9 protein-coding genes and 1 tRNA gene are annotated in these 10593 nt (G+C 42.6%); 8 read left to right on the top strand and 2 right to left on the bottom strand.

Annotated features, from left to right (window positions below; genetic code table 11):
* The 8 genes from B3O33_RS07790 to B3O33_RS07755 all read left to right on the top strand — a co-directional run.
* A partial coding sequence (locus B3O33_RS07790; protein WP_292363342.1) for a GatB/YqeY domain-containing protein occupies window positions 1–357 on the top strand: 357 nt, incomplete at its 5' end.
* 67 nt (window positions 358–424) lie between these two features.
* Window positions 425–2149, top strand: a complete 1725-nt coding sequence (gene dnaG, locus B3O33_RS07785) for a DNA primase (RefSeq protein WP_292361015.1) — start codon at window positions 425–427, stop codon at window positions 2147–2149.
* 95 nt (window positions 2150–2244) lie between these two features.
* Window positions 2245–4083 carry an RNA polymerase sigma factor RpoD gene (rpoD, locus tag B3O33_RS07780; protein WP_292361014.1) on the top strand — a complete coding sequence of 613 codons (1839 nt, stop codon included), beginning with the start codon at window positions 2245–2247 and terminating at the stop codon, window positions 4081–4083.
* Between the two features lie 10 nt (window positions 4084–4093).
* Window positions 4094–4170: transfer RNA gene (locus B3O33_RS07775), tRNA-Ile, on the top strand.
* Window positions 4171–4378: 208 nt separating this feature from the next.
* Window positions 4379–5977, top strand: coding sequence for an AAA family ATPase (locus tag B3O33_RS07770; RefSeq protein ID WP_292361013.1), 1599 nt, complete (start codon window positions 4379–4381; stop codon window positions 5975–5977).
* Between the two features lie 194 nt (window positions 5978–6171).
* Complete coding sequence (locus B3O33_RS07765) at window positions 6172–6882, top strand: hypothetical protein (RefSeq protein WP_292361011.1); 711 nt, start codon at window positions 6172–6174, stop codon at window positions 6880–6882.
* Window positions 6883–6956: 74 nt separating this feature from the next.
* Window positions 6957–7457 (top strand): hypothetical protein, encoded by a 501-nt coding sequence (locus B3O33_RS07760; RefSeq protein WP_292361009.1) that lies wholly within the window; start codon window positions 6957–6959, stop codon window positions 7455–7457.
* On the top strand, window positions 7457–8278 hold the full coding sequence (locus B3O33_RS07755; protein WP_292361007.1) for an HNH endonuclease signature motif containing protein: 822 nt from the start codon (window positions 7457–7459) through the stop codon (window positions 8276–8278). Before B3O33_RS07760 ends, B3O33_RS07755 begins: the two co-directional genes overlap by 1 nt.
* A gap of 68 nt (window positions 8279–8346) precedes the next feature.
* Here the strand turns inward: B3O33_RS07755 and B3O33_RS07750 are convergent, their stop codons facing one another.
* A complete protein-coding gene (locus B3O33_RS07750) occupies window positions 8347–9912 on the bottom strand; it encodes a YfjI family protein (protein ID WP_292361005.1) in 1566 nt (521 codons plus the stop codon).
* A 144-nt stretch (window positions 9913–10056) separates the two neighbouring features.
* Window positions 10057–10263 carry a helix-turn-helix transcriptional regulator gene (locus B3O33_RS07745; RefSeq protein WP_292361004.1) on the bottom strand — a complete coding sequence of 69 codons (207 nt, stop codon included), beginning with the start codon at window positions 10261–10263 and terminating at the stop codon, window positions 10057–10059.
* Between the last annotated feature and the right edge of the window lie 330 nt (window positions 10264–10593).

The following is a 10593-nucleotide window of genomic DNA, read 5'->3' as shown; positions in this document are numbered from 1 at the left end:
GCTGCCATCAAGCAAGTTGAAGTCGATAATCGCCAGGATATGTCAGACGATGACATTATCGTTGTGCTGACCAAAATGACTAAGCAGCGCAAAGATGCCTTGTCGCAGTTTGAGCAAGCTGGCCGTGATGACCTGGCGGTCATCGAAAAAGCTGAATTGGCTATTATTGAAGAATTTTTGCCAACAGCTTTGAGTGAAGCAGAATTGCAGTCAGCTATCGCAGATGCAATTCAAGAGACAGGCGCTAGTAGCCAGAAAGACATGGGTGCGGTGATGAATGTGTTGCGTCCGAAAGTTCAGGGACGTGCTGATATGGGCGCAGTGAGCAGCCAAGTCAAGGCCGCGCTCAGTTCCTAAGCCAGCATACCAGGTCTTTTTTCAGACGTGGTTAACATTCAAGACAGACTTCGGCCATAATTGATTTATGGCCGGACAAATCCCTCCACAGTTTATTGACGAATTGCTCTCACGAGTCGATATCGTTGATATTATCGATGCGCGTGTACCGCTGAAAAAAGCCGGTAAAAATCTGCACGCCTGTTGTCCTTTTCACAACGAGAAAACCCCCTCATTTACAGTCAGTCCTGATAAACAGTTTTATCACTGTTTTGGCTGTGGTGCGCACGGCACGGCGATTGGCTTTTTGATGGAGTACGATCAACTCAGCTTTCCGGAAGCCATTCAGGAGCTTGCCGATACCGTTGGTATGCAAGTCCCGGTCACACAACAAGCTGCACTAACCCCCGCCAGACAAAACCTTTATGACCTGATGGATAAGGTCAGTCGTTATTACGTTCATCAACTGCAAAATCATCCGCAGCGCCAACCCTTTCAGGACTATATTCAACAACGTGGTCTCAGTCCCGAAACCGTAGCCGCTTTTGACATTGGTATGGCACCAGACGGCTGGGACAATGTATTACGCACTTTTGGCAATAATCAGCAATCCCAGGATCAACTGTTCGAAGCCGGAATGCTGATTAAAAATGACAAGGGGCGTACTTACGATCGTTTTCGTGATCGACTAATGTTTCCTATCCGTGACCGTCGGGGCCGCGTTATCGCTTTCGGTGGTCGCGTTATTGATGCCGACGGCACGCCAAAATATCTGAACTCACCCGAAACGCCCATCTTTCATAAAGGCCAGGAACTGTATGGCTTGTATCAGGCCCGTAAAGCCAATCGTCGATTGGAAAAGATCCTGATAGTAGAAGGGTATATGGATGTGATCGCGCTGGCGCAGTTTGGTATTAACAATGCGGTGGCCACATTAGGTACTGCGACAACATCCGAACATTTAAGACTTTTGACGCGCAGCGCGCCGGAAATTGTTTTTTGTTTTGATGGCGATCGTGCCGGTAAAGAAGCCGCCTGGCGAGCGGCTGAAAATGCGATGCCAATACTGGGTGGCAATTTTGAGCTGAAATTTATGTTTCTGCCTGAAGGGCAGGATCCCGATACCATGGTGAGGGAGCAGGGGGCCGCTGGTTTTAATCAGTTAGTCGATCGGGCACAAAGTTATTCTGAATTTTTCTTTGCCACCTTGCTTTCCCGGGTGGATAGTCAATCGATGGATGGCCGCGCCAGGCTGGTTGAAATTGCCAAACCCTATCTAAGACATATCCCTGCAGGCTTGTATCGCGATATGCTGGAGCAGCAGCTGGCAGACCATGCTAAAACCAATATTGTCACGTTAAACAAACACTTGGAAAAGCCTGCGTCACCACCACGAGCAAAAAACGCCAAGCAAAATGCAATGGCCAATATGACGCCTGTGCGTATGGCCGTGATGATTCTGTTACAGCATCCACAGTTGTATGAGGCTGTTCCGGATACAGATAATTTGCATCAGCTGGATATGCCAGGTTTGGCGATTTTAATTCAGCTACTTGAAACCATGCGTGAGCATCCCCATCTTAAAACCGCACAGCTTTTGGAGCGTTGGCGAGAAACTCAACAAGCCCCATATCTGGAAAAACTTGCAATGCAACCGCTGAATTTGTCGCCAGAACAACTGGAGCATGAACTCATTGGGATTGTGAGTCGTCTAAACAAGCAAGCAAGAGATGAACGTTTAACTTATCTGATGAGTAAGCCGCTCAGTCAATTAACTGAGGCCGAAAAAATGGAAGTAAAATCCTTTAAGTAAGTGTTCTGTAATCAAAAATGATGCAATAACGAAGTGCTTTCACTATAATATAGTGTTACCGCCAAAAACAGCGTCACCATGCATAAAGAGGCCGAATGAAAGATCAGCAATCACGCGTTAAAGAACTTATCGCCCTTGGAAAGGAGCGCGGTTATCTCACTTACGGCGAGATCAATGACCACCTTCCAGAAGATTTGGTCGATGCGGATCAGGTCGAAGACATCGTCAGTATGTTTAGTGATCTGGGTATCATGGTCCATGAAGATGGCATGGATACCGATGAGATGGAGCGCCTTGCCGAGGCAGTTTCATCAAATGATGAAGTCTCTGATGATGAAGCGGCTGCCGTTCTGGCAAGTTCAGATGGAGAGTTTGGTCGTACTACTGACCCTGTACGCATGTACATGCGCGAAATGGGCTCTGTTGAGTTATTAACCCGCGAAGGTGAAATTGTCATTGCAAAACGCATTGAAGCTGGCTTGCGCGAAAGCCTGTTAATGCTGTCCACCTATCCACCCGTTATTTCATCATTCCTTGAATTTTATGATGCTGTAGAAGCGGGCGAAATGCGACTGAATGAGCTGATTCGTGGTTTCGTGGCTCCTGAAGAACTCGTTGCCGAGGATGACGATGACGATGATGTGACCAGCAGCACAGATACTGATGACTCTGACAGTGATAGCGATGACGACGATGATGTTGATGGTGTAAGCGATGACGAAGATGATTCTGGTGAAATTGACCCGGAAGAAGCCCGTGCCCGTTTTACCGCGTTACGTGAAGCCTACAATAATGTCCTGGTAGCCGAAGGCGATGCCATGATTGAAGCGCGTGAACAGGCCAGTAACCTGTTCATGGAATTCAAGTTAACACCAAAAACGCTGATTTTCCTGAACGATTTAATGGCAGAAACCATTGCCGAAGTACGTAAACAAGAAAAAATTATCATGGACATCGTCGTTCAGCAGGCAGGAATGAATCGCCGTGATTTCATCGATGCCTTCCAGGGTAATGAGAGCAACCTCGAATGGTCAGATAAATTTGTTCGGGCCAAAAAACATTATTCGTCCACCATTAAGAAAAATCTGGATGAAATTCTGGCGGCACAAACAAAATTGGCCGAAATTTCAGAACAACGTGGCTTGGATATTTCAGAGATAAAAGAAATCAGCCGTCAAATGTCGATTGCTGAAGCCAAAGCGCGTCGTGCCAAGAAGGAAATGGTCGAAGCCAACTTGCGTTTAGTTATCTCTATTGCCAAAAAATACACTAACCGTGGTCTGCAATTCCTCGATTTGATTCAGGAAGGCAATATCGGTCTGATGAAAGCAGTCGATAAGTTTGAATATCAGCGTGGTTACAAATTCTCTACCTATGCAACATGGTGGATTCGTCAGGCAATTACCCGTTCTATTGCCGACCAGGCGCGTACTATTCGTATTCCGGTACACATGATTGAAACTATCAACAAACTCAATCGTGTTGCCCGTCAGATGTTGCAGGAAATGGGACGTGAGCCAACTCCTGATGAGCTGGCAGAACGCGTGGAAATGCCGGAAGACAAAGTCCGTAAAGTGCTGAAGATCTCCAAAGAACCGATTTCGATGGAAACACCAATTGGTGATGATGAAGATTCACATCTGGGCGATTTCGTTGAAGATATCAACGTGATGTCACCAGCAGACTCCGCTATCATCGAAGGCCTCAGAGAAGCCACTCAGGGCGTTCTGAACGGTCTGACCGAGCGAGAAGCCAAAGTATTGCGTATGCGGTTTGGTATTGATATGAATACCGACCACACACTGGAAGAAGTCGGTAAACAATTTGATGTTACCCGTGAGCGTATCCGTCAGATCGAAGCCAAGGCGTTACGTAAACTGCGTCACCCATCACGCTCGGATCAACTGAGAAGCTTCCTCGACTCAGATAGCTGATTACAAAATCGGGCCTATAGCTCAGTTGGTTAGAGCAGGGGACTCATAATCCCTTGGTCCCAGGTTCGAGTCCTGGTGGGCCCACCATATAAATCAAAGCCTTAGCGCTAATTTTAGCGCTGAGGCTTTTTTGTTTTTATCTCATGTAGACACTATGTAGACAAAAAATAGCGGAGATGCCTATAAGGACTGCTATATTCTCGCATCAAAAATATTACGCAGTATTGATTCTCATGGAAAAGGTCTTCATTCTCATCATCTGTATGAGATTTCTTAAAGCGTTAAAAGGATTTGTATGAGCGACTTCAATTTGACTTACCCTGTAGCTGAAGGACAACATGAAGCGAAGACAATAAGTTCTGGTGAACTGACATTTTTGGTTGGTGCCAACGGCACTGGCAAGTCAACACTGATGCATAGATTCGCGACCCTTAACCAAGGCAAATTCCGTCGAATTACTGCCCACAGGCAAGTGTGGTTTCATTCAAACACGATGGACCTGACCCCACAGGGAAGGCATGACCATGAACGAAGCATGATCGCCAGTGAGCAGAGAGAAGATGCACGCTATAGGGATGACAACGCAAGCACACGGTCACAAATAACAATATTTGATCTCATTGACTCAGAAAATGTTGAAGCAAGAGAGATAGCAAATGCTGCTCGTGCTGGAGATATGGAGAGAGTTGAAAGACTAGCTATGCTCCAGTCACCACTCTCAAAGCTTAATGAAATATTGAGAATAGCTAACTTGGGGATTCAAATACGAGTTTCATCTGGTACAAAGTTAATGGCTACCAGGGATGGAGTTCCTGAATATAGTATAGCTGAGCTTTCAGATGGTGAGAGAAACGCAATACTTATAATTGCAAGTGTCTTAACAGCTCCACAAGATAGCTTGATTTTGCTTGATGAGCCAGAGCGGCACCTTCATAGATCAATTGTTTCCCCACTTATAAGCACGCTCTTGGCAAATAGATCAGATTGTGCATTCGTAATTTCAACTCATGATGTCCTTTTACCTTTAGATCAAGATAATGCATCGGTACTCTTAGTAAGAAATTACAGGCACAATCCTCGCTTTTGGGAGATAGATTACCTACATGACATTGATCAAATTGATGAGGAAATTGCTGAAGCAATTCTGGGCTCAAGAAAGAAAATATTATTTATTGAGGGGGCTCCAACAAGCCTAGATTTGCAGATATATCAAATCTTATTTCCTTCAATATCAATTAAGCCCGTAGGTAGTTGTGTAGATGTTGAACGGATAGTGAAGGGGGTATGCCTATCAGAAGGAGGGCACTGGCTGACCGCTATAGGTTTAATCGATAGAGATAACCGAGATCAGGATGAGTGTGAGATGCTTGCTGCTCAGGGAATCATAGCGATCGAACAATATTCCGTTGAATCGATTTACTATCATCCAGTTGTTATATCGGGGGTATTGAGTCGTGTGTCAGAAATACACGGTTTAGATGCAGCCGCAACAATGGAAGCCCTGACTGAAGCAGCGGTGGGAGCAATCGACGTACACAAAGAGAGAATGGCTGCACGAATTGTAGAGAGGAAGGTTAGGGATCGGCTTCTATTTGAAGCGCCAAACTGGCAAAAAATCAAATCTGGAAACGTTGAGATAGGCTTTTCAACAGCACAAATATATGAAGAAGAAGCCCAATATATCGAAAGCTTGATATTAGAAAAAGATCTCGCAAAGCTGATTTCTAGGTATCCAGTTCGAGAGACACCAGCACTTGAAGCTGTCTCCAGAGCATTGTGTTTTCAGTCGAAGTCTCACTATGAGCAGGCGGTAAGAAAAATGTTGTTAGATAGTGAAGTTGATAGAGCTAATCTACATTCACTTCTTCGGCCCATCAGCGATCGTTTGCTTTGAATATAAAAAAGTTTATTCACATCATTATCTTAAGAACCACTCATTTTCTAGGTTGAACATTTTCGTACAGTTATTGAAAGAACTCCAAGTCATGGCCCTACAGAAACGGTTAATTTCAAAGATAAACATCATTATTATTCGAAAGGTTGTGTTTGTTTATTGGCCAGCTAAAGCAACCATCGGTTATGCTACGGATGCATGAATTAAGTTATCCTCGCGGGGCTGTATATATTTTTGAAAACGCTAAAGCTCGGCGTGTAAAAGTGGGTATGACAATTCTAAGCACGACAAATGTTCTAGATCGACTCAGGGATGTCAATAACATGTGGCTGGGGAGAAAAGTCACTTGTCAGGTTTGTGGAGGTCGACGTTTCATCAACTCCAAAGGGCTTGTTCCTCAACATGCAGTAAGTGGCGTTGGATGTCCCGGGGGCGATAGGCTTCCGATTGAGAGAGATGTAAGGCTTGCTGAAAAGTATCTGGGGGATCTCAAAAAACTTATTAATAAAGTTACTGGTAATGAAAAAGGGTCAGTCTCTAGAAAAATTAATTCTCTTGAGAAGCGAGTTAGTCTTTATAGACATTACATTCAGCCTAAAGGTATGTGGCAATTCAGCACTGCTTATTACACTGAGCGCCCTGAACAGGTTGAGTCAGAGACTCATCAAATACTAGCTGAGAGCCTCGATAAGCTTGCTCCTATTGGAGAAGTATTTTGTTGTTCAGTATCAGAGGCCTCCAGAGCCGTCGAGTTAGCATTGAGTCAGCTTGGTATTTTAGATGCAGCGAAGAAAGAGATAAACAACTTCACCGTATCAAAAGAGCACGGCCAATGTGTAATATGCGGCAATTACTTAACAAATACTGGAGCTTGTACAAAGTGTAGAGAACGCTTTTTAAGCTGAACCAGCCAAATAGTGGCTTACTTTGTTGATGTACTTATTTTGAGTAGGCTGAATAAATAGATGAGCTACCTGTTATGAAACTTGACCCCACGAAACTCTCAACAATTATCGGTTTATCCATAATGACAGCTTCAGAATTAGCAGTCTCATATCAAGTCACAATGAGTGGTATAAATCAGCTAAGCACTCAATCTGTTATCAGTGAGTTGAACAGGACCTCTAATTATTATGGTGACACCCCTAATCTATACGAAAATAAGGTTTATGTCGATCAGACTGAAAGCTTCAGGGCTCACCAAGTTGGAGGCTTTATTACCTTTGATACTGCGGGTACCGTCGCAATACTTGAAAGTGAGGGATGTAGTTCAGTAACTGATGCTGGTTTAACGGAATATATCGTTAATCTGGATGACTTAATCGATAATCCTATCTGCACATTTATTACAAGCTCTCCAGTAGGCCTAAACATAGTATCGGATGGTACTTCAATTCGAGTGACAACTAACAAGCCATATGAGGGAACAATTAAACTAATATTTTTTGAACAACTTATTGATATAGATGTAGAAGTTTGATGTTTGAGATAGGCAAAGAGTATCACCGAAAATCTGAAATCCATGAACGGTTCAAGGGGCAAGCTCAAGGTGGAATTTCAACCCCTAAAGATCATAGATTGCTTTTCATCTTTACATCCGAGGGCGAAGAAAACGGCTACATGGATGAATATCGACCTGACGGTACATTTTGGTATACCGGCGAAGGACAGGTTGGGGATATGCAGATGAAAAGTGGTAATCGAGCAATATTAAAACATAAAGAAGACGGAAAAATCATTTATGCATTCGAGTACACTAGAAAAGCATATGTGAGGTTCTTGGGGCAAGCAGAGTGCTTAGGCTACCACGAAGAAACTAGGCCAGATAAATTTGGCCAGGACAGGATGGCCATAATTTTTCATCTAGATATTGACTCATCTCTTAACGAAATCCCTGGAAAAGCAGTTTCTAAAAAGGAATGGTCTCCAAGCGACCTAAGAGAAAAGTCTATTAAAGAGCTCAGGGAGGCAGCACTTCAAAAGCCATCTAGATCAGCGAGTAAATCAGAAAAGCGGCAATCAGCATATTACCGTGCAAAAGCTTTAAAGCTGTATATTAGTAGAAGGTCAAAAGGCTTCTGTGAAGGGTGTACTATGCCATCTCCTTTCCATACCAAAAAAGGTCCATATATTGAATGTCATCACCTGCATAGGCTCGCTGATGGAGGACCAGATCATCCTATTAACGTCATTGGACTCTGCCCTAATTGTCATAGGAGAGCACACCATGCGAAGGATTTTCGTGAATTTAATGATTCATTGAAATTAGTTGTTAAGAAAATCGAACAAAATATTCTCTAAGATGACAAAAAAAACCATCTAAACCTCCTAAATAAGTATTGATGGTTTAGATGGCCCGTTCGAGTCGGTTATAAAAATACAGGATTAATTTTGTAATATGGTAGAGGTCGTCTGCCACCTTGCTGACTCGTTTCACGAACTTCAATCGCAATCCAGTTATTTTCTATTAATATCTGGCAAGCACCTTCAACCTCTTCTCTGTCTTTTAATCCAAACCAACCTTTGTTATATACATTTTTTGCAGTAAATGGGCTGGGTAAAGCTTTATCTTTGATCTTGCCACACAACTTAATTGCTGCAGCTACTTCAGGCTTTTCAGCTACTGCATATATTTTTCTTGCATGAGTTTCTAAATACTCACACACATTAATAGCAAGTTCAGCTGTGGCTGATTTGATAGAGCCCTTAAACCCCTTATCGATGCAATCTATGCAATGAAATACAAGAGCTAAGGCGGGCATTAAAGAACGGTATTTTCCAAAATGCTCTTGCATTAAAGGATTATCTTCATTAGCAATTTTTTCTGTTTGTAAGCGAGTTAACCATTTGTTAAATACAGATTGTGCCTCTATATCAAAACGAAAATACGGTCTACTTTCATCATCGTCAGCCCATGCTCCAAGGTCTCTAAAATTGATTTCAGAAAGTTTTTCAAGAATGTTCTGTACTTTATCCTTAGCTGCTTTATAAGGTTTTCTATCGACAAGTATCCATGTTTTAGGTAATTCCGGCCATACTGCTAGCTGAAGGCGCTGTAAAAGCCCATCATTATTCCCTTGGGTTGCTTGATACAGGTATCGTTTAAGTTTGTCAGGCTGAATGCCTCCGAGTAAGCTAATACAAATATTGCTTACCTCAGTAAGTCCCCTGGAAATTTTCACGTCGGTGTAACTGCCATTTCCGTTCCAGCCTTCTAGAAAATATGCCCTTTCATCTGCATGCTCTTCGCGATCCCATCTTACAAGCAGAGCAGTTAATTCATCTCTAAAAACCAGTAAACCGCGTTCATTTTGCTTCTGAATAAGGGTCATGCCCTGAATGGTGGTTTCATTTGCCTTAAATAGTCGCCTCTTAGGTGGTTCTTGAGACTGTTTATAAATTTCAGCATAATCATGTTTTAATACAGCCATTGCATCAGCATCTACCGTACCGGTGACGCCGTTTCCCTTAGAAAGCTTCTGAATTCTTTTTTCAATATCTTTTATTTCAAATTCCCTCTGTAGTTCTTCAGCCTTATAAAAGCCTTTCTCATTTTCAAATTTTTCACCATGTTTAGCTTGTAGGTTTTCAAGCATCCGCAAGGCTTCTTGCATACTTGGTGTTTTGAGCACAACAGAAGGCTGTCCAATACATGTACCCCATAGATTTGGGATCACCTCCCAATCATCCTCTTGTTTTGGTCTAATGCCGCAGCCGGAACCAATTACTGAACTAAAAATAACTAAGGCTGATATTGTTGAAAAATCTGCAGGCGTCTGCATTCTGTGACTCACATCGACTAACCAATCTTTCAAAGCGTCAGGCATAAGCTCTTCCGTCATGCTCATCACGCTGGGTGTCGTGGTCACTATAGGATTAGGTTCACCCCAGTCCATATAAGGAAATTCATCTGACTTTTCTTTAAAGGAATGCATAACAAATACCCCCTTTTAGAGAGGAATAATCCCTTATAAGAAAATTTTGCTTATAAGCAACTCGAAAAAATGAGCAAAGTAGCTTGTTTATAGCTTTCTTAAACAGGCTTTCATTCATTTCATGAAGAAACATGGTCTGCACAGTTATTTACCTCCTTGATGAGAGGTAGATAAACGAACTTGTTGTTCAACGTAGCTTTCAAGATCGCTTTGACGATACCTAACAGCTCTACTTCCAATTTTAATAAACGGTATTTTTGCTCCTGCCCATCTATCCCTTTCTAAGAATGCTCTACTAACACCTAAATAGTCTGCTGCTTGTTGTGAATTTAAAAGTTGTTCATTTGTCATCTGGTTATCTCCGTGTGAATTAAACTGACGGAAACATCCTCAATCGAAAAACAACTAGATCCAACAGTTATTTTTCAAATCTCTTATAAGGGAATTATTTTTATTTTTGGTTAATTTTTGACCATTTTGAAAATGTTTTTGCGCAAAATGGGATCTACTAGCACAATGCATAATATGCAGTAATTCGACACTAGGAAGAAAATATGGGTATTGGACGTACTATCAGAATTTATTTGGACGATGGTGCGATCACGGGGATAAAGCATGCTGAGATTGTGAATTGGACAGGACAAGCGATTTCATCTCCTAGAACGCAAATTAAAACGCTTC

Origin of the sequence: Methylophaga sp. UBA1464 (assembly GCF_002325665.1) — a bacterium.
Lineage (GTDB): Bacteria > Pseudomonadota > Gammaproteobacteria > Nitrosococcales > Methylophagaceae > Methylophaga.
This window is presented reverse-complemented; position numbering and strand designations above follow the sequence as displayed.

Coding starts and splice junctions, on each gene's coding strand:
- dnaG (WP_292361015.1), top strand. CDS start 425: ATGGCCGGACAAATCCCTCCACAGTTTATTGACGAATTGCTCTCACGA.
- rpoD (WP_292361014.1), top strand. CDS start 2,245: ATGAAAGATCAGCAATCACGCGTTAAAGAACTTATCGCCCTTGGAAAG.
- B3O33_RS07770 (WP_292361013.1), top strand. CDS start 4,379: ATGAGCGACTTCAATTTGACTTACCCTGTAGCTGAAGGACAACATGAA.
- B3O33_RS07765 (WP_292361011.1), top strand. CDS start 6,172: ATGCATGAATTAAGTTATCCTCGCGGGGCTGTATATATTTTTGAAAAC.
- B3O33_RS07760 (WP_292361009.1), top strand. CDS start 6,957: ATGAAACTTGACCCCACGAAACTCTCAACAATTATCGGTTTATCCATA.
- B3O33_RS07755 (WP_292361007.1), top strand. CDS start 7,457: ATGTTTGAGATAGGCAAAGAGTATCACCGAAAATCTGAAATCCATGAA.
- B3O33_RS07750 (WP_292361005.1), bottom strand. CDS start 9,912: ATGCATTCCTTTAAAGAAAAGTCAGATGAATTTCCTTATATGGACTGG.
- B3O33_RS07745 (WP_292361004.1), bottom strand. CDS start 10,263: ATGACAAATGAACAACTTTTAAATTCACAACAAGCAGCAGACTATTTA.